19 protein-coding genes and 2 tRNA genes are annotated in these 24,017 nt (G+C 50.7%); 13 read left to right on the top strand and 8 right to left on the bottom strand.

Annotated elements, in window-relative coordinates; all coding sequences use genetic code 11:
• The first annotated feature begins 15 nt into the window (after window positions 1–15).
• Both OIM59_RS09370 and OIM59_RS09365 read left to right on the top strand, forming a co-directional pair.
• Window positions 16–1,398, top strand: coding sequence for a TolC family protein (locus tag OIM59_RS09370; protein ID WP_299168807.1), 1,383 nt, complete (start codon window positions 16–18; stop codon window positions 1,396–1,398).
• 11 nt (window positions 1,399–1,409) lie between these two features.
• A complete protein-coding gene (locus OIM59_RS09365; protein ID WP_299168809.1) occupies window positions 1,410–1,910 on the top strand; it encodes a hypothetical protein in 501 nt (166 codons plus the stop codon).
• 27 nt (window positions 1,911–1,937) lie between these two features.
• Here OIM59_RS09365 and OIM59_RS09360 read toward each other — a convergent pair whose 3' ends face one another.
• From OIM59_RS09360 to OIM59_RS09335, 6 genes are all read right to left on the bottom strand, one after another.
• On the bottom strand, window positions 1,938–2,861 hold the full coding sequence (locus tag OIM59_RS09360) for a DNA/RNA non-specific endonuclease (protein WP_303896382.1): 924 nt from the start codon (window positions 2,859–2,861) through the stop codon (window positions 1,938–1,940).
• A 12-nt stretch (window positions 2,862–2,873) separates the two neighbouring features.
• A complete protein-coding gene (locus OIM59_RS09355; RefSeq protein WP_072542892.1) occupies window positions 2,874–3,335 on the bottom strand; it encodes a hypothetical protein in 462 nt (153 codons plus the stop codon).
• Window positions 3,336–3,632: 297 nt separating this feature from the next.
• A complete protein-coding gene (locus tag OIM59_RS09350) occupies window positions 3,633–4,328 on the bottom strand; it encodes a flavodoxin family protein (RefSeq protein WP_299168818.1) in 696 nt (231 codons plus the stop codon).
• Window positions 4,325–4,624: an iron-containing alcohol dehydrogenase gene (locus OIM59_RS09345; protein WP_308772606.1), complete on the bottom strand. Its 300-nt coding sequence runs from the start codon at window positions 4,622–4,624 to the stop codon at window positions 4,325–4,327. The genes OIM59_RS09350 and OIM59_RS09345 overlap by 4 nt, the downstream gene beginning before the upstream one ends.
• A 110-nt stretch (window positions 4,625–4,734) precedes the next feature.
• Complete coding sequence (locus tag OIM59_RS09340; protein WP_299168821.1) at window positions 4,735–6,234, bottom strand: aldo/keto reductase; 1,500 nt, start codon at window positions 6,232–6,234, stop codon at window positions 4,735–4,737.
• 169 nt (window positions 6,235–6,403) lie between these two features.
• Entirely contained in the window at window positions 6,404–6,694 is a 291-nt protein-coding gene (locus OIM59_RS09335) for an alcohol dehydrogenase catalytic domain-containing protein (RefSeq protein WP_303896379.1), read from the bottom strand.
• A 413-nt stretch (window positions 6,695–7,107) separates the two neighbouring features.
• Between OIM59_RS09335 and OIM59_RS09330 the strand changes: the two genes are divergently transcribed.
• The 9 genes from OIM59_RS09330 to OIM59_RS09290 all read left to right on the top strand — a co-directional run bounded on the left by OIM59_RS09330 (window position 7,108) and on the right by OIM59_RS09290 (window position 16,853).
• Window positions 7,108–8,007 (top strand): AraC family transcriptional regulator, encoded by a 900-nt coding sequence (locus tag OIM59_RS09330; protein WP_299168827.1) that lies wholly within the window; start codon window positions 7,108–7,110, stop codon window positions 8,005–8,007.
• Window positions 8,008–8,429: 422 nt separating this feature from the next.
• Complete coding sequence (gene kdsB / locus OIM59_RS09325) at window positions 8,430–9,191, top strand: 3-deoxy-manno-octulosonate cytidylyltransferase (protein WP_299168829.1); 762 nt, start codon at window positions 8,430–8,432, stop codon at window positions 9,189–9,191.
• Entirely contained in the window at window positions 9,188–10,480 is a 1,293-nt protein-coding gene (locus tag OIM59_RS09320; protein ID WP_299168831.1) for a pitrilysin family protein, read from the top strand. Before kdsB ends, OIM59_RS09320 begins: the two co-directional genes overlap by 4 nt.
• Before the next feature lie 69 nt (window positions 10,481–10,549).
• Window positions 10,550–11,671: an MORN repeat-containing protein gene (locus OIM59_RS09315; RefSeq protein WP_299168833.1), complete on the top strand. Its 1,122-nt coding sequence runs from the start codon at window positions 10,550–10,552 to the stop codon at window positions 11,669–11,671.
• Window positions 11,668–12,453: an inositol monophosphatase family protein gene (locus tag OIM59_RS09310; RefSeq protein WP_299168835.1), complete on the top strand. Its 786-nt coding sequence runs from the start codon at window positions 11,668–11,670 to the stop codon at window positions 12,451–12,453. Before OIM59_RS09315 ends, OIM59_RS09310 begins: the two co-directional genes overlap by 4 nt.
• A 72-nt stretch (window positions 12,454–12,525) precedes the next feature.
• Window positions 12,526–13,191, top strand: coding sequence for a DUF2461 domain-containing protein (locus OIM59_RS09305; protein ID WP_299168838.1), 666 nt, complete (start codon window positions 12,526–12,528; stop codon window positions 13,189–13,191).
• Window positions 13,192–13,220: 29 nt separating this feature from the next.
• Window positions 13,221–13,664 (top strand): YhcH/YjgK/YiaL family protein, encoded by a 444-nt coding sequence (locus OIM59_RS09300; protein WP_072542886.1) that lies wholly within the window; start codon window positions 13,221–13,223, stop codon window positions 13,662–13,664.
• An 18-nt stretch (window positions 13,665–13,682) separates the two neighbouring features.
• Entirely contained in the window at window positions 13,683–15,695 is a 2,013-nt protein-coding gene (locus OIM59_RS09295; RefSeq protein ID WP_299168842.1) for an alpha amylase C-terminal domain-containing protein, read from the top strand.
• Between the two features lie 6 nt (window positions 15,696–15,701).
• The gene (locus tag OIM59_RS09290) at window positions 15,702–16,853 is read left to right on the top strand and encodes a DUF6057 family protein (protein WP_303896374.1); all 1,152 of its coding nucleotides are present in this window, start codon (window positions 15,702–15,704) and stop codon (window positions 16,851–16,853) included.
• A 216-nt stretch (window positions 16,854–17,069) separates the two neighbouring features.
• Here the strand turns inward: OIM59_RS09290 and OIM59_RS09285 are convergent, their stop codons facing one another.
• The gene (locus OIM59_RS09285; RefSeq protein ID WP_303896373.1) at window positions 17,070–19,943 is read right to left on the bottom strand and encodes a PD-(D/E)XK nuclease family protein; all 2,874 of its coding nucleotides are present in this window, start codon (window positions 19,941–19,943) and stop codon (window positions 17,070–17,072) included.
• A 40-nt stretch (window positions 19,944–19,983) separates the two neighbouring features.
• Window positions 19,984–23,211: an exodeoxyribonuclease V subunit beta gene (locus tag OIM59_RS09280; RefSeq protein WP_303896372.1), complete on the bottom strand. Its 3,228-nt coding sequence runs from the start codon at window positions 23,209–23,211 to the stop codon at window positions 19,984–19,986.
• Window positions 23,212–23,547: 336 nt separating this feature from the next.
• Here OIM59_RS09280 and OIM59_RS09275 point away from each other — a divergent pair.
• Window positions 23,548–23,621, top strand: a tRNA-Arg gene (locus tag OIM59_RS09275).
• Window positions 23,622–23,648: 27 nt separating this feature from the next.
• A tRNA-Arg gene (locus OIM59_RS09270) sits at window positions 23,649–23,722 on the top strand.
• Window positions 23,723–24,017: the final 295 nt, after the last annotated feature.

Raw genomic sequence — 24,017 nt, 5'->3', positions numbered from 1 at the left:
AAAGACGATTTTGATATGCAGAAAAATATAAGTCATTTAGGAATGCTCGTTTGCCTGGGCAGTATGCTGACCGGGTGCGGCATCTATACCCAATACCAGCAGCCGGAAGTGCAAACCGACGGACTGTTTGGAACGCTCCCGGAGGAGGTGGATACCACCTCCTCACTGGGAGATTTGAAATGGCAGGAATTGTTTACCGACGTTTCTTTGCAACAGCTTATTGAACGGGCTCTGGAGGCCAATACGGATTTGAACGTGGCTCGCCTGAAAGTGGAGGAAGCACGGGCTTCCCTGGTTTCGGCCAAGCAGGCCTACCTGCCGTCTGCACAGCTGGACCCGGAAGGGGCGTTGAGCAGTTACGACGGGAGCAAACCCACCAAAACCTACACGTTGGGAGCTTCTGCCAGTTGGGAACTGGATTTCTTTGGGAAGCTGACCAATGCCAAACGGAAAGAACGGGCGGCATTGGAACAGAGCGAGGCGTATCGGCAGGCGGTACAGACCCAGCTGATTGCCACGGTGGCGGAAAGTTATTACACCTTGCTGATGCTCGATGAGCAGGTGGCTGTGACGGAAGAAACAGTGGAAAGCTGGAAAGAATACATCCGTAGCCTGAATGCCCTGATGCGGGCCGGACAGGCCGACCGTGCGACGGTGAATCAGGCGGAGGCCTCCCGTTTGAATACGGAAGCGTCTTTGCTCGACTTGCGGCAACAGGTGACCGAGATGGAGAACAGTCTTTGCAGTCTGCTTTTCTGGACTCCGCAGCACATTGCACGCGGCACACTCAGCGAGGTGAATTTCCCGCAGACCCTGTCGGTAGGGGTGCCGCTGGATTTGCTGGCCGGTCGTCCCGACGTAAGGCAGGCAGAGGCCACGCTCAAGCAGGCCTTTTATGCCACCAATCAGGCACGTTCCAGCTTCTATCCCAGTGTGACGTTGAGCGGTGCGGCCGGATGGACCAACAGCGGAGGAGCGTTGGTGACGAACCCGGGGGCTTGGCTGCTACAGGCGGTGGGCTCGCTGGTACAACCCCTCTTTCAGCGCGGGCAACTGATAGCCAACCTGAAAATCAGTAAGGCGCAGCAGGAAGAGGCTTTGCTCCAGTTCCAGCAGACGTTGCTGGATGCCGGTACGGAGGTGAACAATGCCCTGAACCAGTGGCAGACAGCCCGGCGGAAAACGGAGCTCGACCAGCAGCAGGTGGGGCACTTATCGGATGCCCTGCACGATACGGAACTGCTGATGGAGCATGGGACGATAAATTACCTGGAGGTACTGACGGCCCGCCAGTCGTTGCTGACGGCACGGTTATCGCTGGTGGCCGACCGGAACTCAGAGATTAAAAGTGTGATAACCCTCTACCATGCATTGGGTGGGGGATGTGAAGAGGAATAAAATAACGCGCGATGAAAAAATTGCTATATGTGGGAATGTGCCTGTGTGCCTTGTTTTTCTTGTTCGCATGCGAAAAAGACGACGTGAACAGTTACACTCCACTTCCCAAACTGCATTTGGGAGAAACTTTCAGATACAAATGTGAGCCGGAGAATTATATCCGGCTCGAATATGATACCTTGGACGAAGCGGCTGTATTGAACTTCTACAAGGACGAAGTCACTTCGCTGGATTACCTGGACTACGATGAGAATTCCTGCACTTTCTCCTTCCACAAGGGAGAAACCGGACTTTACCGTATCAGCTGGGATTATACGTCGGAAAATCCTTTACGGATATTCTACGGGCAGAACGGCATGTGGTACCGGATGAATACGACCGGAACGAACGAGTACCTGCTGGAGGCCAACGATGGAATGGCCGTAAAGGTGGTGGCCTATCGTTCCAGCTACGATTCCGTGCATTGCACCATCAACCGTTTTTGCATTGAAGAATACAAGGCAGAAGAATAAACAGAGTGACCGGTGGCCGGTCTGCCTTCATCTTCCTGAAGGCAGTGCCGGCAGTTCGGCCTCTATACGGTTTTCCACGTCATCGGGCAGCTTGGAGAAGAAATCCATGCCCGTCACTTTTTCTACAGAATCGACCGGTACCAGGTATTTTTGCAGGGCCTGATGATGGGCCTTGTTGTCGAACAGGAAGCCCATGGCGATGGGATTTTTCCGGTTGTAAATCAGTACCACCTTGAAGAACCGGTCGGGTACGGCCACCCGATGCTCTCCGATACGCTTCGGCTGTTTCTGGTCGTAAATCGGGCCGCAGGCAATGTACACCGTGCCATATTTTCGTGCCCAGCTGCGGCACAGTTCTTCCAAATCGCCCCAGTCATCACGGTTCAGCTTCTGGTTCTGCGGACAGATGTTGCTCATGTAGAACGATTCTTCCATCGCCTTTTTGCTCCACTTCATATCGGCAGCCGGTGCCATGTGCCCCCGGTCGTAACCGGAGTGCGTATAGTCTGCATGCTCCACGCGCGGTTCAGGCAGGTCCGGGTCGGGTACGAAGCGGTTTTTCCGTTCCTCGTTTCCCTTCGTTTCCTGGCGGGTCAGTTCCCAGGCCACCCAGTTGGGCGTCTTGTAGAAATTATTGTACGACACCGTGTAGCCCGTGCGTTGCAGCTGGATTTCCTCCCGTTTCTTCAGCACGACCGGAATCTCCAGTTTGCTGCCGATGCGGTTCGTGGCCGACGGCGAAGCGGTTTCCTCTGTCGCCTCCTTGGTGACTCGTTGTGATACTTTTTCCCGGGCCTCTTCCAGTGTTTCCGAGATTCCTTTTTCCAGCCCTTTTGCTTCGGGCAGGTTTTGCTGGTTCTGGTAGAAGTATACCCCTCCACCGAGAATCAGCAACAGGAGGATGAAACCCTTTAACGAGCCGGTGGAAGAACTTCTTTTTTTCTTTGCCATAATACGTGCGGTTTAAACCAGTTTGAAACGCATCCGGAAGATGCCGTCCTTGTAGTCGTGGCTGATGATTTTGAACGTGCCGATTTCTGAGGTATTCTCCACGTGCAGTCCGATGCACAGACATTCGTCGTAGTCGCCCACGTGTACCACGCGCACCGTGTCGGAGGCCCCTTCGGGCAGGCGTTTCAGGTCGAAGCGTCCGGCGGCATCTTCTTGGGTGGTGAATTCCGTGGTCACCGGCAGATGACGGGCGATGACTTCGTTGACCGTATTCTCAATGCGGGTGATGTCTTCGTCTGAGGGAGCCTGTGGAAGCGCGAAATCAAGTTTGCTTTTTTTCCGTTCGATGTGGGCCGATACCGCCCGTCCGCATCCGAAAAGATTCACCATCGTGCGGTTGACAATGTGTTCGCAGGTATGCATGGGAGGATATTCCTGCTTGTGGTGTTCGTTAAGTTGAGTGGTTTGTTCCATAATTTATTTGATTTGGCGGCAAAGATAGAAAAATGAAAGCAAATCACAACTATAAGATTATCGCCAAGTAGATATCATTGTTGTTTCCAATGATTCAAAGAAAGCAGAACTCACCTGATTTCGGATGGATTTAGGAGAGTAATGTAAACCGTTTGGCTTTCAGTGGGGTACGAAGAATTATTCACATTTGTAGAGGTGTGCTTTAATTTATTTAAGTTTCATATAGCAAAATGGCGGCCATGCGAATGATGACTGCCATCAATATACAATGACCCGTTAAGACTTTAGGATGTAAATTCATTTTATCTTTTCTAATAGCCATGCCATATTCTGCCCCAAATTTTTCATATTAGCAACACCTTCCTCATCTTTCAACGCTTCTCCTGGCAGACGACCATAGGCTATATTCCAATATGTAGAGCCTACCAGGTAGGTTTCTTTGTTCAGAAAGAAGTGGTTGAGCGTGTCAATGACATTCATTGCACCGCCTCTCCGTGCCACAGCTACCGTTCCGCAGACCTTGTGTCGAAACATACCCGGATTGGTGTCACTCACCACGCTGGCACGCTCGATGACTGCTTTCAGCGTGGATGAGACATCTGCCGAATAGGTAGGTGAGCCCAACAGGATGCCATCGGCTTCGGTCATTTTTCGATATAGTTCTTGAAAACTGTCGTCACCGAAAACGCAATTCTTTTTCCCGCTACATGCAAAACATGCCCTACACGGATGGATAGTCTGACCAGCCAGTTGGATATGTTCTGTTTCATATCCTTGTTTTTCCAGTTCCTTTAAAACCAAATTCAACATATCTGCCGTATTCCCATCCTTTCGTGAACTACCGTTTATTGCCAGTACTTTCATTTTCTGATTCTCTGTTACATTTAAACTTTCAAAAGCATTAAGTCCACTGGCTCCTAATGCAGCACCAACGGCGACGGCTCCCATCTTTTTGAGAGCCTCGCGTCGGGTGATATGGTTATTATGATTCATACGATATACCCGTTCCGGCTGTAGTGGTTATGGCAACAATGGGCAGCTGCATCCGCATTTGCTACAGTTGGATTAGGGGCAATGCCATCGAATACTTCGGTTTCTACGCCAGCCTTATGAAGTTGTTCTTCGGTACGTGCGAGATAACCGTTTGCACGGGTTGATTTTCCATTAGAGATGACAAACAATGCCCGTTTGCCAGGCAATGGCTGTGCATGGAGATTGTTCAACTGTCCTACACCGAAAAGGATATGGGTAGGAATGTACTGGTCATAAGTCATACTTGTTTTCATCATAATTCAATCTGTATAATTCAATCTGTTTTAGTTTGTTGCGAAATCGTTTTTCCCTGTCTTTATGCAGTCCGCAATCTTGAAACCGACGGTCCGTATTCCTTTATCCCTGTTTAATACCAGTCGTGCTTCTCATTCCGGTTGAGTGCGGCGATTCGTGCCATTTCATCGTCGGTCAATGAGAAATCAAAAATAGAGATATTTTCCTCGATATGGTCGGGATTGCTCGAACCGGGAATGGCAACCACGCCTCGCTGCAGGTGCCAGCGAAGAATAACCTGTACCACCGATTTGCCGTGCCTGGCTGCTATATCCGATAACACCGGGTCGCTCAGCAGTTCACCCTGATGTCCCCGTCCTCCAAGCGGATACCAGGCTTCTACGGCAATGCCGAGATTGTGTAAGTGTTCCACTACTTCAGTATCCTGATAATAAGGATGAACCTCATTCTGAACCAGTACGGGTTTGATATTTACCTGAGGTAAGAATTCGTTTATCTCATTCACATAGTAACACGACACACCTATTGAACGTATTTTCCCTTCTGCCACATACTTCTCCATGGCCTTGTATGCCTTCACATCATTCGTACCCGGATGATGAAGCAACATCAGGTCGACATAGCCGATGTTGAGTTTTCTCAGGCATTCCTCGATAGCAGCTTCAGGATTGGCGTACTGGTTGGGATAGAGTTTGGTAGCTACAAAAATCTCTTCACGCGGTACATCCGATTCCCGGATGGCTTGCCCCACCTCTTCTTCATTGCCGTAGATGGATGCCGTGTCAAATTTCCGGAAACCGCTTGCCAAAGCGGCCTTAATGCTGTTGATGCAGACATCGCCATGCAGGCTGTATGTGCCCAAACCGAGAATCGGCATATCGTAGCCACTGCTTAACTTCACTGTCGGAGCGTTTCCGTTTGTCCCTTCAGAGAGGTCAAATACCCCCGCATTCGTACCATTGTCAATATTTAAGTTCATACTTTCAATCCAGTTTTTAATTGTTTCTTCTGATTCGCTTCCATTGAATCGTTGTCCCCGTTCCCATTCGGCTCCTGGTGCCAGCTGATGCAGGTCTGTATCACTTGAGCCAATGCCACTGGAATGTGACGTGCAGAACGGTACAATCGTCTTGCCCGTAAGGTCATGGCCTTCAAGGAAGGTGAAAATGACTTTCGGCGCTTTCCCCCACCAGATGGGATAGCCGAGAAAAATTACGTCGTAATCGGCAATTTCCTTACATTTGCCCTTGATGGCAGGACGTGCCGACGGATCATTCTGTTCCCGGTTTGCACGACACGATGAATTGTTGTAATTCAAATCCTCGGAGGTATAGGGCTCTTCGGGTTCGATTCGCCAGGCAGCCGCATCGGTCACCGCGACAATCCGATGGGCGATACCTCTGGTAGTATTCGTGCAGGAAAAGTACACAACCAGTGCACGACCGCCGGTCGGCTGTGGGTCGGGGTCTTCAGAATCGGGGTCCGGTTGCGGGTCCGATTCAGGCTGTGGAGTGGGATTTTCCGTGTTTACAGATTCTTCTGTCGGAGAACACGCACTTACCGTCATTGCCAGGCATGACATCAGTATCATAGGTAATAACCATTTTTTCATTTTATCACTATTTTAGATTGTTTTGAAAGAGCGCCACCTTGATATATGGTTTATCCCCGTGTCTCTTATTCGATGGTACTCATATCGATTACATAGCGGAATTTCACTTTTCCGTCAGACACGTTACGCCAGGCCTTGTCTATTTCGGAAGCATCGGCCTGGATGAGCTCTACTTCGGGATAAATGTCGTGTGTCCCGGAATCATCGGATAAGTAGCATACAGTCCTTGTTTCTGCTGTTCGTCCCATCCGGCGTGCAGATCGCTGTGGCATATTCCGGCATAGAGTATTTCTATCTGGATATCATTGTCTCCAACAGCTCTACGGGTAAACTCGTGTGGATGAAATGTGTCTTTTGCCGAAAACATGGCGAATCCTTTTGCCGGAATCCGATCCGTAGTCGCGGTGGCGGTGGCGATTATAGCCAAACTTGCCACAAGTGTCATAATTGTACGTTTCATACTTTTTTAATTCTTATTATTACTATTGTCATTGTTCTTACGTTGCAAAGGTAGAAGTTTTAAGGGCCTTGGCCGGTACCTGTCTTAAGGGAGGAAATACCTCGATTACGGAAGTTTTCCTTTAAAACTGAAAATTGATAATCAAGAAGTTAAAATCTGTAAGGCAGACAGCTTCCCAATAGTCACGAACAGAAAAAAGGACCGACCATTAAAGAGGTAAAACTGACTATCATCGGGTAACGAACATTCCCTATAGCACGAAGTGTGGCAGGCAAAATGTAGAAAAGTACCCAAGTAAGGGGAAATGATACCCAGATTACGTTTTATCAAAGGAGCACAGTCGTAATCTTGAGAATAATTATTTACTTTGTATTGACTGAAAGAGTAAATCAATCACTAAGAAAGAGAAAGCTATGGATATTATCAAGGCAGATACAATCGAACAATACAACCGATACTTCGGTTTCCAAACCAAACACCCGCTGGTGAGCGTTGTTCATTTTGACCGTTCGGATAACCAGCCTACACACAGAATGACATTTGGTTTCTATGCGTTGTTCCTGAAAAAGACAACAGGGTGCATCATTAATTATGGCAAGACGGTCTATGATTTTGACGATGAGACCGTGGTCAGTTTTGCTCCGGGACAGACCGTAGGTATCCATCGCACGGAAGACGGCCCCACACCGGAAGCTATTGGGTTGCTGTTTCATCCTGATTTCCTGCACCGCACCTCATTAGCACAGAAGATGAAACAATATTCTTTCTTCTCGTATGCTTCCAACGAAGCCTTACATCTGTCCGTGGACGAGCGCATCATCCTGCAAGACTACATGGACAAGATAACTCGTGAACTGGATCATCCCATTGACAGGTTCTCCAAACCGTTGATTATTTCGAATATCGAGGTATTGCTTAACTATTGCATGAGATTCTATGAACGTCAGTTTGTGACCCGTGAAGAATTGAACAATGATGTCCTTGTACGTTTCGAACGGTTGTTGAACGGATATTGGGATTCGGGTATGGCAAAACAACATGGGCTACCTACCGTGAAATACTTTGCAGACAAAATATGTCTTTCGCCAAATTATTTCGGTGATTTGGTAAAGTCTGAAACAGGCAAGACAGCACATGAATACATTCAACTCAAAATAGCAGAAGTGGCTAAAAGCGCCTTGCTTGATTCCAATCTCAGCACCAAGCAAGTTGCCGAGATGCTTGGTTTCCAATATCCGCAACATTTTCTCCGTTTCTTCAAAAAACAAGTTGGTTGTACACCGAAAGAGTTTATGAATAATGCAGTGGCTTAAATACATTTTGTGTTTGAATGTCTGTCTGTGTTTATATTTTTATTCCTCTGTATTCCTTGTGTCCACAGGAATTGAGGAATTTTGAGGTCTGAAAAAAACGCACTTGCATTTGATGGCAAACGCACTTGTGTTTTACTTGAAACGTACTTGCGTTTTGATCAAAACGTAAAGGCGTTTTTTCAGACCTTATTCACGTATCTGAATGCCCTGTTTTTCAGTGTTTTCCATTTTTAATGGGAAGGATAAGAGTCTTTGGGGAAGAGCAGCCGAAACCAGAAACGACCCGATTTATGGGAGAAAACCATTTTTGTATGGTCTGTGGTGCAGGTTTAAGGTCTTTGGGGGGAGGGAAAGGTGATTATCTTTTCGGGTTTCGGAAAAATCTTATTATTTTTGCGTGATGAACCTCAAATATTATTATCATGAAATTTATTGGAATTATTCCTGCTAGATATGCATCTACACGCTTCCCGGCCAAACCACTGGCTCTGCTGGGAGGCAAACCCGTCATACAGAGAGTCTATGAGCAAGTGGCCGGTGTGCTGGACGAAGCATACGTGGCTACGGACGACGAACGCATCGAAGCGGCTGTGAAAGCCTTCGGTGGAAAAGTGGTGATGACTTCCGTCGACCATAAGAGTGGAACCGACCGTTGTTACGAAGCCTACTGCAAGGTAGGCAGCGGCTATGACGTGGTGGTGAACATTCAAGGCGATGAGCCTTTCATCCAGCGTTCGCAGCTGGAAGCCGTGAAGGCGTGTTTCGACGAGGAGACGACCCAGATTGCCACCTTGGTGAAACCGTTTACACCGGCCGACGGATTCGATGCGCTGGAGAATGTCAATTCGCCGAAGGTGGTGGTGGACAAGTGGATGAATGCCCTTTATTTCAGCCGTTCCATCATTCCTTACCAGCGCAACCGCGACAAGCAGGAGTGGCTGGCCGGACACACATATTACAAGCACATCGGACTGTATGCCTATCGGGCTTCGGTACTGAAAGAGATTACCGCCCTTCCGCAGTCGTCACTGGAACTGGCCGAATCGCTGGAGCAGTTGCGCTGGCTGGAGAACGGCTATTCCATCAAGGTGGGCCTCAGTGAGGTAGAGACTATCGGTATTGACACCCCGCAGGATCTGGCGCGTGCCGAGGAATTCCTGCGCAATCACGGGGAGGCCCTATGACGCAGCTTGACCGTAGTGTGGCTCCTGCCATCCGCCAGCTGGAGCATTTTTCCATCTTGCAGCCGGAACTGCACCGCATGCGCAACGGCATGCCGCTGTATGTGCTTTCGGCGGGCAATGAAGACGTGATTCGTTTCGACTTGCTGGTACGGAGCGGACAGCTCGACCAGTCGCAGCCGCTTCAGGCAGTGTTTACTAACCGCATGTTGCGCGAAGGAACCGTACGGATGACTTCGGGCGAGATTGCCGAGCGGCTGGATTATTACGGGGCTTGGCTGGAACTTTCTTCTTCTGTCAACTGTGGATTCGTCACGCTTTACACGCTGACCAAATACCTCGACCAGACGCTGGAGATTGTGGCCGGAATGGTGAAAGAGGCGGTATTCCCGGAGGAACAGTTCCGGATTATCTGCGACATCAACCGCCAGCAGTTCCTGGTGAACAACCAGCGGGTGGATGTGCTGGCCCGCAAGCAGCTGAACCGTTCGTTGTTTGGCACCGCGCATCCTTTGGGCCGGTATGCGGAGCTGGAAGATTATGAACGTATCCAGGTGGAGGCGTTGAAGGAGTTTTATCACCGGCATTATCATTCGGGCAACTGTTCGATGTATGTGTCGGGCAAGGTGACGCCGGAAGTTATCCGATGCATTGAGCACCAGTGGGGAGAGGCTCCGTGGGGCAACTGTACGTCGGAAAAGGTGGAGCGGACATGGGATATCGTGAAGGATACCCGCAAACGGATTTTCGTGGAGAAGGAGGATGCCTTGCAGAGTTCCCTCCGCATGGGAGGTTTCTCGCTCGACCGCAAGCATCCGGACTATCTGAAATTGCGGGTGCTGGTCACGCTGTTCGGCGGCTATTTCGGCAGCCGGCTGATGTCGAACATCCGTGAAGAGAAGGGATATACCTACGGTATCGGGGCCGGACTGGTGTCTTATCCGGGCACGAGCCTGCTGGTTGTCAGCACGGAGGCGGCCAACGAGTACATCGAGTCGGTGGTGACGGAAGTGTACCGTGAAATGGACCGCCTGCAGCAGGAAAAGGTGCCGGCCGAGGAACTGGAGATGGTGCGCAATTACATGCTGGGCGATATGTGCCGTTCGTATGAAGGGGCTTTCTCACTGTCGGATGCGTGGATATTCATTGAGACTGCCGGACTGAAACCGGATTTCTTCGATGCTTCGCTGGCAGCCATCCGGGAAGTTACTTCGGAGGAGTTACTCTCACTGGCTCAGCAGTATTTCTGCAAAGAAAACTTAATAGAGGTGGTGGCAGGTAAAAAAGTATAAACCTGTCGGTGCGGGCAAAAGTAAAAAGACTATTTTTGAACGGATTTAAAAAACAGACCAATAACAAGGATGAACAAACATACATTGATTTTATTTACTTTACTGACTTTCGGCTCGGTTTCGGCTTCGGCCCAGATGTCGTTGGGATACTATCAGTTTAAAGACGGATCGGAATATACCGGTGAACTGAAGGGACGTAAACCGAACGGGAAAGGACGGACTGTCTTCCGGAACGGGGATGTGTACGAAGGCGAATATGTGAAAGGAAAACGTCAGGGGGAGGGAACCTATACCTTCAGTGACGGCGAAAAATACGTGGGGCAATGGTATGAAGACCAGCAACACGGGAAAGGAACATATTATTTTATGAACAACAACCGTTACGAGGGAATGTGGTATGCCGATTTCCAAGAAGGAGAGGGTACCATGACTTATTATAACGGGGACTTGTATGCCGGCACGTGGCATCATGACAAACGGAACGGACAAGGCACTTACACCTGGAAAGGTGGGGCGGTCTATACGGGTGAATGGAAGAACGACCTGAAAAACGGAAAAGGTACCATGGTCTGGGAAGACAAGTCGAAATATGAAGGCGAATGGAAGGACGGCATGCGTCACGGAAAGGGAACCTTCTATTATACCAACGGCGACAAGTACGTGGGCGACTGGAAGGATGACGTGCAGGATGGAAAGGGTATCTATTATTTCCAGAACGGCGAACGTTACGAAGGTGATTATGCCAACGGGGAACGGACGGGACGTGGTATCTACACGTATCCCAACGGCGACAAGTACGTGGGGCAGTTCCTGAACGGCTGGCAGGAAGGACAAGGCACGTTCACCTGGGCCAACGGGGCTGTGTACGACGGACAGTGGGTGAAGAACCAGCGCTCGGGTACCGGAAAATACAAGTGGGCCAACGGCGATGAATACGAAGGCCAGTGGAAGAATAACATGGCGGAAGGAGAAGGTACCTTGCGTACGGCTGACGGTTCTGTTTACACCGGAGGGTTCGTGCGGGGCAAAGAAGACGGAAAAGGGGTGCTGATTGACAAGGAGGGCGTACGCTTTGAAGGCTTCTTCAAGCAAGGAAAGAAAGATGGTCCTTTTATTGAAACGGATATCAACGGGAATGTCATCCGGAAGGGGACTTTCAAATACGGACGTTTGTTGGAGGAGAAAAAATGAACTGGGAATTATCCGAACTGACGTGGAAGGTGCGTGAACTGGCCGTGGAAACCGGCGCTTTTATCCGTGAGGAGCGGAAGAAGTTCAATCGGGAACGGATTGAGAAAAAACATGCACACGACTATGTGTCGTATGTGGACAAAGAATCGGAACGAAGAATAGTGGCCTGTCTGCGGGAATGGCTTCCCGAGGCAGGTTTTGTTGCAGAAGAGGGAAGCGGAAGCCATGCCGACGAGGAATACTGCTGGGTGGTGGACCCGCTGGACGGAACGACGAATTTCATTCACAACCATGCACCTTATTGCATCAGTATTGCGTTGCGCAACCGCAAGGAAATCCTCTTGGGGGTGGTGTATGAAATCTGTCGGGACGAGTGTTTCTGGACTTACAAGGGAGCGCCTTCTTTCTGCAACGACCGGCAGATACGGGTTTCGGAGGTGGCTTCGCCCGACGATGCTTTTCTGGCTTTTGGATTGCCGTATGATGCGGAGGTCTACAAGCCGGTGTTCAACCGCCTGATAGAGAATTGCTACGGCAATGTGGCGGGTATCCGGGTGGTAGGTGCGGCGGCAGCTGAAATGTGTTACGTGGCCGACGGACGCTTTGAAGCCCGTGCAGAGGCTTTCACTTGCCCGTGGGATGTGGCAGCCGGCATCTTGCTCGTGCAGAATGCGGGAGGCCGGGTCACCGACTTTTCGGGAGGTGATTCGTTCTATACGGGTCGGGAGGTCATCGCTTCGAACGGAAAAGTGCATGATTTTCTGCTGAATCTGTTGCGGTAGTGCAAAAAAACATCTTTTTGTGCGACAGATAAGATTTTTTTTGTAAGTTTGTGTAACTCAAAAGAAAAAGATATGGATATATCGAATATATTGGACTTCCTGAAAGTGCTGGCGGCAAACAACAACCGGGAGTGGTTTCAGGAACATAAGGCGGAGTATTTGAGTGTGCAGGCTGATTTTGAGGAACTGCTGGGCATGGTTATCGCCCGTATCTCCCTGTTCGACGAGAGTGTGGCGCATGTGCTTCCGCAGGATTGTACGTATCGTATCTATCGGGATGTCCGTTTCTCTTCGGACAAGTCTCCCTACAAGACCCACATCGGGGGCTATATCAATGCCAGAGGGAAGAAATCCAATCATTGTGGTTATTATGTGCATCTGGAACCGGGCAACTGTATGTTGGCCGGAGGGAGCTGGTGCATGCCTGCCGATATGCTGCGGGCGGTACGGCAGTCGGTGTGTGACCGTATCGACGAGTTCCGGGCCATTGTGGAGGATCCGGCTTTCCACCAATATTTTCCGGTGGTAGGGGAGACGCATCTGAAAACGGTACCGAAGGGATTCCCGAAAGATTTTCCTTATCCGCAGTATATCCGCTGTAAGGATTTTACGGTGGCCTGTCCGCTGGAGGATGAATTTTTCTCCCATCCGGATTTTCTGGACCGGATGACAGAGATATTCCGGCAGCTGAAGCGCTTTGCCGATTTCACGAATGAGACGATAGACGAGTTTGAATAAAATATTTAACTACTTAAATGTGAAATGATATGGTAATTGACAAATTGGAAAACCTGGAGAAATATGTTTCACTGAATCCTCTGTTTGCGGAGGCGGCGGCTTTCTTGAAAGCGACCGACCTGCAGGCTCATGAGGCGGGGAAAGTGGTGTTGAGAGAAGGGGAACTGACAGTGAACTTCTCGGATGTCTGTCCGAAAACCAAGGCGGAAGCACGCCTTGAAACGCATAATGAATTCATTGATATCCAGCTTCCGTTGTCGGGGGTGGAAGTGATGGGCTATACGCCGCGTGCCGACCTCCCTGAAGCGGCGTACGATGCGGAGAAGGATATCTCTTTTTATGAAGGAGCGGCTACTGACTATCTGACCGTAAAACCGGGGATGTTCGTGATTTTCTTTCCGGAAGATGCACATGCACCGGGCGTGACTCCTGAGAAAGTGAGAAAAGTGATTGTAAAAGTTCATGTCAAATAAATTCTAATAACTAATACTATGGACAAGGTATTGAATATCATAAAGAATGATCCTTGGCTGGAACCGTATGCCAGCGCTATTAACGGTCGTCACCAGCATGCAATAGAGAAAGAAAAAGAACTGGTGGGAAAGAAGACTTTGTCGGACTTTGCAACCGGACACATGTATTTCGGTCTGCATCACACGGACAAAGGGTGGACGTTCCGCGAATGGGCACCCAATGCCACGGAAATCTATTTGGTGGGTGACTTCAACGGCTGGCAGGAAAAACCGGCTTTCCGCCTGAAACGGGTGCGTAAGACGGGTAACTGGGAAATCAATCTGCCGGAGAAGGCCATGAAGCATGGCGACCTGTACAAGCTGAAGGTGTACTGGGAAGGCGGATGCGGCGAACGTATTCCGGCATGGGCTACGCGTGTAGTGCAGGATGAACAGACCAAGATTTTCAGTGCGCAGGTATGGAATCCGGAAAAGCCGTACAAGTTCAAGAAAAAGAGCTTTACGCCGAACGTTTCTCCGCTGATGATTTATGAGTGTCACATCGGTATGGCACAGGATGCGGAAAAAGTAGGCACGTACAACGAGTTCCGTGAGAAGGTGCTTCCCCGTATCGCGAAGGATGGGTACAACTGTATCCAGATTATGGCCATTCAGGAGCATCCTTACTATGGCAGTTTTGGCTACCACGTGTCCAGCTTCTTTGCACCTTCTTCGCGTTTCGGTACGCCGGAAGAACTGAAGCAGCTCATTGATACGGCACATCAGATGAACATTGCCGTCATCATGGATATCGTGCACTCACACGCCGTGAAGAACGAGGTGGAAGGACTGGGTAACTTTGCCGGCGATCCTTGCCAGTATTTCTATCCGGGCGACCGTCGGGAACATCCGGCATGGGATTCGCTTTGCTTCGATTATGGAAAGAACGAGGTGGTTCACTTCTTGCTGTCCAACTGCAAATACTGGCTGGAGGAGTTCCATTTCGATGGTTTCCGCTTCGATGGAGTTACCTCGATGTTGTATTACAGTCACGGATTGGGAGAGGCTTTCTGCAACTACGGCGACTATTTCAACGGGCATCAGGATGACAATGCTATCTGTTACCTGACACTGGCCAACCGTCTGATTCACGAGGTGAACCCGAAGGCCATCACCATTGCCGAGGAAGTTTCGGGCATGCCGGGACTGGCGGCACCTTTCGAGGACGGTGGTTATGGCTTTGATTACCGTATGGCAATGAACATTCCGGATTATTGGATAAAGATTATCAAGGAACGCAAGGATGAGGATTGGAAGCCTTCTAGCCTGTTCTGGGAAGTGACGAACCGTCGTAAGGATGAAAAGACGATTTCTTATTGTGAGAGTCACGATCAGGCGTTGGTGGGCGACAAGACCATCATCTTCCGTCTGATTGATGCCGACATGTACTGGCACTTCAAGATTGGCGACGAGAACGGCGTAGTGGAACGAGGCATCGCCTTGCACAAGATGATTCGTCTGCTTACCGCCTCTACCATCAACGGAGGTTACCTGAACTTCATGGGAAATGAGTTCGGTCATCCGGAATGGATTGACTTCCCGCGCGAAGGCAATGGATGGTCGTACAAGTATGCCCGCCGTCAGTGGCACTTGGTAGACGATCCGACACTGTGCTACCATTATCTGGGTGATTTTGATGAGAGCATGGTCAAGCTGATGCGCAGTGTGAAGAATATCCAGAAATCGGATGTCATCGAGGTATGGCACAACGACGGCGACCAGATTCTGGCTTTCCGCCGGAAGGACTTGGTGTTTGTGTTTAATTTCAACCCTACCCGTTCGTTTACTGACTACGGCTTCCTGGTTCCGAGAGGTGCCTACGATGTGGTGCTGAATACGGACAACAAGCAGTTTGGTGGCTTCGGCTTCTCGGACGACAGTCTCCGCCACTTTACCTGTGCTGACCCGCTTTATGCAAAAGATAAGAAAGAATGGCTGAAGCTGTATGTGCCGGCCCGTTCTGCAGTGGTATTGAAACGAGTGAAAGAATAATTTTGTATGAGTGATTACACAAATGCACTTTATAAGAAGACTGCACGCATCATGATTGCTGTATGCGGTCTTCTTTTTTCTCTATTTAGCTTTGTCTATCTCTACGTGTTCCAGCGCGATGTGCTGGAAGCACTTCATTATTCGCTGGCGCACGGCAAGACGGTATTTGCCCCGCTGGCCAGTGCCATCGTCATTACCCTCATCCTGCTGTTGCTGCGGTGGGGAGTGAACAGTCTGCTGGGACTGAAGGGAAAGGTACGCGCTTTGGCGTATGTACCTTCTTTTCTGGTGCTCTGTGCCCTGACCGACGTGGGGCGTGGGGTTTATATGTCCAGCTATTATACGCCGTGGACGTGGTTGCTTCCTTTGCTGGTGTTGCTGTTTGTCGGCCTCGGCTACTGGTTGCGCGGACTCTTCCGGGTACAGCTGAACCAGGAAGGAAGTCTTTGGGGGCTGGTGAACTGTAACCTGACCATTCTACTGGGCCTGTGTGTGCTGACAGTGTGTGTAGGCAATACCAACCGGGGCTATCATCACGAACTGGAGGCGGAACACTATCTGCGCGCACGGGAATATGACAAGGTGCTGGAGGTCGGAAAACGTTCGCTGGAGGCCAGTCGCAACTTGACGGCTTTCCGTGCAGTGGCATTGTCCCATCTGGGGCAGATGGGGGACAAACTGTTTGCCTATCCGCAGTATTACCGTTCCGACGGATTGTTTTTTGAGTCGGATTCCTTGCATACGCTTCGTTATACGAACGATTCCATCTATTATTTGTTGGGAGCCCGTCCGTATGCCGGAGAAGACCGTATGGTGTTTCTGCGTAACATTTGTTATAAGGGTACGGGAAAATATACTTCCCTGGACTATTATCTTTCCGCCTTGCTGCTGGAAAAACAGCTGGGTCAGTTCATGGAGGCTGTTCCTGATTTCTATCTGCCGGAAGATAGCCTGCCGCGGTATTATAGAGAGGCGGTGGTGCTGTATCATGCACAGCAGAAGGATACCCTCTATCCGGTGACAGACAGTCTGATGATTGGGCGTTTCAAGGCTTATCGTGCACTTCAGCAGAAAGAAGATTCTCCAGCGGAAGAGCGGAATCGCATGCGGCGGGAATTTGGTGATACCTATTGGTGGTATTACGACTATCAGGAATAAGAGGCATTTGTGGATGGGATAAAAATTAAGAGAGACTGCCGGGGAAATGCAGTCTCTCTTATTTTTAAGAACAAACGCCTTTGTCCTTACAGCTGATATTTTCACAAATACCAATACTGTTCTTATCTATTACTATGAAAAACATCTTTATAACAGCTGGTGTAAATGGATTGTTCAACGGAAATTGCTTATTTAACACTTGTTTTGGTTTTGATTCTATCTTTTACACATTCCCTTGAAATCACAATACGTACATTGGTCTTCCTCTTCCGTTTGATTGAAATCCAGTTCCGGGTTGAAAACTTCTTCCAGAAGTGCTTTCAGCCGGTTGCGGAACTCTTCTTCCAGAGTGGCAAAATCCTCTACCGGAGTGGTTTTGTTGTACGATTCCTTGAGCTGGATAACCGGTGAATAGTCTTCTGCCGCAGCCCGGTGAATATAGAGCAGGGAAGGGGCTACTTTCCGGTCGTCGTTCCGTTCCCGCAGCTTCCTGCATACGATGGCGGCATACAAGAAGGTCTGGAATACGTAGTTGGAGCGTTTGGGACCCGGTGTGAACAGAGACTCCACACTGGGTGGTGTATCGGCTTTTCCCCCTGTCTTGTAATCCACGATGCGGAGCACATTGTCCTTGCTGTCCATTCGGTCGATGATACCGCCCATGCGCGAACGAATCACCCCTTTGGGCGTTTGTATCTCGATGTCCTCCATGACGGACTGTTCGGAGCCTACGAAGGTGAAAGGAGCATGACGCAGGTCATTGCGCAGCAGTTGTTGGACGTAACGCAGGATGACGGCCGAGTTGATGAGCTGGATGCCGTTGTATTCCGGACGTTCGTCAGCAGGGAGATGGAAGAACAAATCCTTGAACCCGTTGTCCACGTAGTTTTGCAGCTTTACTTCCTCTTTGAGCAGAGTTTCCAAAGCCTCTTTATTGATGACTTTCCCATGCGCCGTAAGGTCCTTGTAGATATGCTCGGCTGCATAGTGGAAGATACTTCCGAACTTGGCCGAGTCGATTTCCGCGCTCACTTCATCGGGTGCCGAAAGTCCGGCCACATACTTGTAGCAGAACTTCAACGGACAGTCAAGGTAGCAGTTCAGGGCCGAGGGAGAGAAGAAAGCTTTCGGATTCACCCGCACATCGAATACCTGCTGCATCCGTTTCAGAATGTCGGCTGATTTGGGGATGCGGATGGGGGAGGATACGACCGGCGACTGTTCGGCTTCCAGCTGTTTCCGTTCTATCGGATAGCCCCATTCAATCAGCAGCTGGAGCATGAAGCGCGACATCTCGCCCCGGTTCATGCCGTCGCTCACCGTATTGTACACCAAGGTCGCTTTTTCCGCCCGTTGCAGCAGGCGGTAGAAGTAATAGGCATAGACGGCAATCTTGTGGTCGATGGTGGTCATACCGAATGCCTTGCGCAGGTTGTAGGGGATGAACGAAGAATCGCCGCCCGCCTTGGGCAACTGTCCTTCGTTGACCGACAGCAGGATGACATGGCGGAAATCCAGGTTACGGGTTTCCAATACTCCCATCACCTGCATACCGATGGCCGGCTCGCCGTGGAACGGAATGCTGGCGGCCGACATGACCCGCACAAGCAGTCGGTGGAAGGTGGCAGGCTGCACTTCCAAATCCTTGCTTTCGAGCAACGCATGGAAGCGGTTGACCATGGTGAAGCTTTTAAACAAGGCTTCCCGGTAGAGCTGGTCAAGAGCATCGCTGGTAGAGGCCGTCTGCTTGCGGTACAGCTGTGCCACCTGCTTCAGAATATCGGCCAGCCGTTTGCACAGCTCCTGGTTGTGGGTGCAAGGTTTGAATAGCAGTGACAAGGCCTCATCCCGTTCCAGTTCCGACGGCAGCGGATAGAAGCGGTTCTTCTCTGTCAGCTCCTTTTCCAGCGGAGTGGCTGCCTCCGAAAGCAGTTGCGTGTACGGATGCTTCAGTACACTGATGACTTCGGCAAACTGGTAGCGTCCGCTGCGGGAGTTATAGCCTGAGATGTGCAGCTCCAGCAGTGTTTTCACGAAACTGTAGGCCGGAGTTTGCGAAAGCGGGAAACCCATGGTAATGTTGATGTGGCGCACGTTCTCCGGCAGCGAATGTAATACAGGTTGCAGCAGGGCTTCGTTGCAGAGCACCACCGCCGTTTCTTTTTCGTTCTCCGTCAGGTTTTCCCGAATCCATTGCGGAAGGTAGCGCGCCTGCCCGTTTTCCGTAGGCGATTCGATGAAGGTTATCTCTTTCGGGTGATTCAGGTGGTCGAACAGGGCCGGCGGCAGTTCCGACGGGAAATTCTTCAGGTTACGGCGGATGAACTCACCCGCCTCGTGCGGATGCTTGTCCAGGTAGAAGGTGTCGTAATCCCAGTAGAACAGGGCCTTTCCGGCTGCGTGCAGCTTGCTGAATAGAGTTTGTTCCACTTTGTTCAGTACGTTGAATCCCACGAACACATAGGTATCGTAGGGGAACTTCTGTACGTCCATCGTTTCCGTCACCTCGCGGTAGAGCATTCCTTCGTAGGCGATGCCTTGTTCGCGGAGCCGTTCCTTGTATTGCGTATAGATGTCGCCCAGCACGTCCCACAGCGAGATGAAACGCCGCTTCAGTTCCGTGACCTGCTCGATGGAGAAATTGCGGAAAAATTGGCTCAACGCTTCCTTCTGTCCTTCCTCCAGAAAGTCATATTCAGCCGTCAGCTTGTTCAAGTCTTTCAGGTTGCTGAACAAGGCCTTCGTGTCGACCAGGTTCTTGTCGGCATCGTCGAAATCACTGATGAGCATCTCGCCCCAGAAATAAAAATCGTCTAGGCTCTCCTTGCTTCCCGTCACTTCCCGGAACACCTTGTAGAGGTCGCACACCAGTTTGATGGAGTCGCCCGTAACCCATTGTGACGACTGGCGGAACAGCTCACTGATGCTCACGTAGGCCGGCGACCAGACCGGACGGTCGGACTCCTGCGCCAGGTATTCGTTGAAAAAGAGGCTGGCACGCTTGTTCGGGAACACCACGGCCACCTTGGTAAAGTCTCCGTGCAGCTTCCGGTACAAATCAGCGGCCACCTGCTTCAAAAAAGTTTCCATATATTGTATTGTCGAAATAGTGTGGTAAATAAAAATAAACTCAGGCCGGAAGCGTCACTTCTTCCAGCTCGTTGGCAAACACATACCAGAGGAATCCCCAGATGTGGGTGTAGCCCATTTGAGTGAGCAGGTTCATGTACTCCTGCACCTGTGTGCGATAGGTCTCGTTCTTCTTTCCGAACTTGAAGTCCACCACGACCACCTGCCCGTCTTTCCGCATCACGCGGTCGGGGCGGCGCGTCTGCATCTGTCCCTCCTCGTCGGTGTACACAATGGCGCATTCGTTGTAGAGTTCCCAGGTGCCGCTGAACCAGTCTTTGGCAGCCGGATGCTGCAAAGCCCGTCGGGCCAGTGCTTCCACCTGTTTCATTTGTTTTTCCGATTCGAAGATACCCTCGAAGTTCAACCGTTCCAAAGCAGGCGATAGGTCGTCCGCCTTTTCAATGTGGGCGAACACCTGATGCAGCAGCTGTCCCTGACGGATGTACTGTCCACGGCTGTCCTCTGTCTCATCCCCCTGGATAAAGTCAGCCGAACGGTTCGACTGCTTGAATTCGATGTGCGTTTCAATGCTTTCCATCTTCACGGGAACTCCCTCCTTGGACGAAGAAAGCCGGTTGGATTTGCCCGCCTTCTTCTCGTCGTGCGCCGTGCAGAGCTCCCCGTATTCGCCCACCGCATCATCTTCCGGGGCTTCCTGCGCCAGCGGCAATTCCACCTCCTGCATCAGTGGCAGACTGTCGTACAACAGTTCCGATACCGTACCTTTCTGTCCCGCCTTGGCAAAAATAATCAGGTTTTTGCAGGCACGTGTAAACGCCACATAAAGCAGGTTCAGGTTGTCCACCCACAGCTGCAACTTTTCCTCCAGGTAATCGTCGTGGTACACCGATTCCGCCATGGCACTCGAGTAGTTCACCGGTACGATGTCCAGGCGGTTGAACGGCGGGATGTCCGTTTCCTTTCCCGTGCCCGCCACGCTGCACCATATCAGATGACTGTTCGTCTCGTTCTCCATCTTCCAGTCGCAGAACGGCAGCAGCACCGTGTGGTATTCCAGTCCCTTCGACTTGTGGATGGACAGGATGCGGATGCCGTCGATTTCGCCCGAAGGAATGGTTTTCGTGTTCAGCTTCTCGTCCCAGAAACGGATGAAAGCCGTCAGCTCCGACGAGTTGTTCTGCATGTATTCCGTCACCGCATCATAGAACGCATAGAGATACGCATCCTGTTTCTCGATGCACTCCATGTCGAACAGCACGAAGAGTTTCTCCAGCAACTCGTAAAGCGGCATGAAGCGGAGTTCGTTTGCCTGCAACTGGAAAGCTGCTGGCAAATAATTCTTTGGGTCGTCGAGCAGCACGGCGTTGAGGCTGATATCCTTTCGTAACACTTCCTGCTGATAGGCCACCGCCAGACGGGCCAGCGCAATGTGGTCGTCGGGCGAAGACAGGTAACGCAGTCCGTCGATGAGCATGTTCACAGCCAGCGAAGCGTTCAGCTGGAAAGCCTCGTCCGAGACGATGCGGTAGGGGGTGTGTTCGTCGAAATAGGCCGCAATGTCGGGGATGCTCCGGTTCTTCCGTACCAGGATGGCCATCTCATTGAGCCGGATACCCTCTGCCGTGAGCCGTTCCACCTCTTCGGCCAGCTGTTGCAAGGTGGCCTCCGTATAAGGCCGCTCCTTGGAATCCTGCAGGAAAGTCACCTTTACGAAGCCTTTCTCGTCTTTCTTGGCACAACGTTGCCGCACGTCGCTGTACGCCTGTTCCAGCTGCGTGCAAGGCGTGCCCTGTTCCTCCTGATACCGTCGGTTCAGCGTCTGGCAGGCCGCCGTGAAAAACTCGTTGTTGAAACGGATGATGCGCGCCTCGCTTCGCCAGTTCGTGTCGAGCGTACATTCCTTGATGCGGAAACTCCGGTCGTGCCCCAGTCCCGCGAGGATTTTCCAGTCTCCGCTTCGCCAGCGGTAGATGCTCTGCTTGATGTCGCCCACAATCAGGCTGCCTTCCTTCTGCGCCAGACTCTCCTGCAAGAGCAGATGGAAATTCTCCCACTGCATGCGCGAAGTATCCTGAAACTCGTCAATCATCACCGTATCAATGGTGGTGCCGATTTTCTCGTAGACAAACGAAGCGTCGCCTTCCCGAATCAGGCTGTGGAGCAGGGCGTTGGTGTCCGACAACAGGAAACGGTTGTGCGCCTGATTCTGCAACCGCACCTCCTCGTCGATGTGCGCCAGCAGCCGCAGGTTGTTCAGGTAACGTAGCGAGAGGTCGCACGAATTGAGCAGCAAGCTGTTCTGCGGACGCCGGTTTTCCGCTTCCTCCAGTAACGGCATCAGTTCCGAGGCCGCCAGCGAGCGGATTTCGTCACGGTGTGAAGACGTCTTCGTGGTCCAGTTCTCTTCACTTTCCAGACACTTCTCCACGGTCGCATTGCGGATGTCGCTGCCCAGTTTCCCGTTGGCCAGCTTGTTGAAATAACTGCCGATGCCCCGCGAGCCGTTTTTCAAGTCCGCCGGCGTCAGCCCGTGCATTTCGAGCAGTCCCGTAAACTGGTCGTTGAATCCCTTCATAAATTCCAGCACCTCTTCGCGGATGTTTTTCAGTTCCTCCCGATACGTCGGGATGAACTTCGGGTCGGCCAGTTTCCGGCGCAGTCCTTCCCCTTTCTCGATATAGTTCTCATCGAAGATGTTTTGTCCGAAACTCTTGATGTCCTTCGACACATCCCAGCGCCGGTCGTTTGCAATCCGTTCTTCGATGTACTCCAGCAGCCAGTAGAGCACCGGCGAGCGGCGGTCCAGTTTTTCAATCATGGCATCCACGGCATCGCTCAGCACTTCCGTATTGTTCAGTTCGATGGACAGGTTGGCCCCCAGCTCCAGTTCCCGTGCCAGGTTGCGCATCACCGACTGGAAAAACGAGTCGATGGTTTCGATGCGGAAACGGCTGTAGTCATGAATCATGTGCCGCAAGGCCTCGCGTGCCGCCTCCCGGATTTCCCCGACCGACTTGGCCGAGGTCTTCTGTATTTCCTTCAGGTAACCGTCCGACCCCTCATCGGCTGTGGCAATGCCATACAGCTGTTCCAGAATACGCTCCTTCATTTCCGCCGTGGCCTTGTTGGTGAATGTCACCGCCAGAATCCTCCGGTACGCATACGGGTCTTCAATCAGTTGTCTTATATAATGTACGGCCAGCGTGAAAGTCTTGCCGGAACCGGCAGACGCCTTGTAGACTAAAAGCTGGGGATGCTGTTCCATGTGTGATGTGGTTTTAAGTTTTTGTCAGACAAACTTACGGAATTTTCGTGGAAAAACCACAGAAAATGCTCGATAACTATTCAGAGGAAGAGGAGGGAAGACAAGGACGATAAGCCGGAAACCGCTTGTACCTCTTTATGTTTCCCACGGCGAAAACGTAGGTTTCCCGTATGGAAAATGTACGGCTCCGCATCGGGAAACGTACGTCCTGCGCGCGGGAAACGTAGAACACTTCAGGGCTTTTTCTTCTTAATGTATCTACGTTTTTCAGATAAAACGCCGGAATAATTTGTATAATTCAAAATAAAAGCATACCTTTGCGCCGCAATTAAGGATGGTTCCGTAGCTCAGCTGGATAGAGCAACGCCCTTCTAAGGCGTGGGTCCTGCGTTCGAATCGCAGCGGAATCACTTGAATGCAGCACTATTAGTAAGGATGGTTCCGTAGCTCAGCTGGATAGAGCAACGCCCTTCTAAGGCGTGGGTCCTGCGTTCGAATCGCAGCGGAATCACAGAAAAGAGGAAATCAAACGGTGAAATGCCATTGGTTTCCTCTTTTCTTTTTTAGTAAGTCGCTTAAAGCTTCAGTTACCTGAAAGCATGAGAATAGGGAGGAACACCCGGCTGCTTTCGGCTCGGTCGGCCTGCCTTGACTGCCTTTAAAGAAAATGACTTAAGAAAAATTCTTACAAGAATGTTTGTAGTTTATAAAAAATGCATATCTTTGCAACCCGATAAAACTGGAAATTTTATTTTTGAAGACACAAACCTGACGAGCTTAAGCTAAACTATTGAGAAAAATCATAT

Origin of the sequence: Bacteroides mediterraneensis, from assembly GCF_025993685.1 — a bacterium.
GTDB classification, from domain to species: domain Bacteria; phylum Bacteroidota; class Bacteroidia; order Bacteroidales; family Bacteroidaceae; genus Phocaeicola; species Phocaeicola mediterraneensis_A.
Note: the sequence above shows the minus strand (reverse complement) of the source record. Positions and strands in the feature narration are given on the sequence as shown.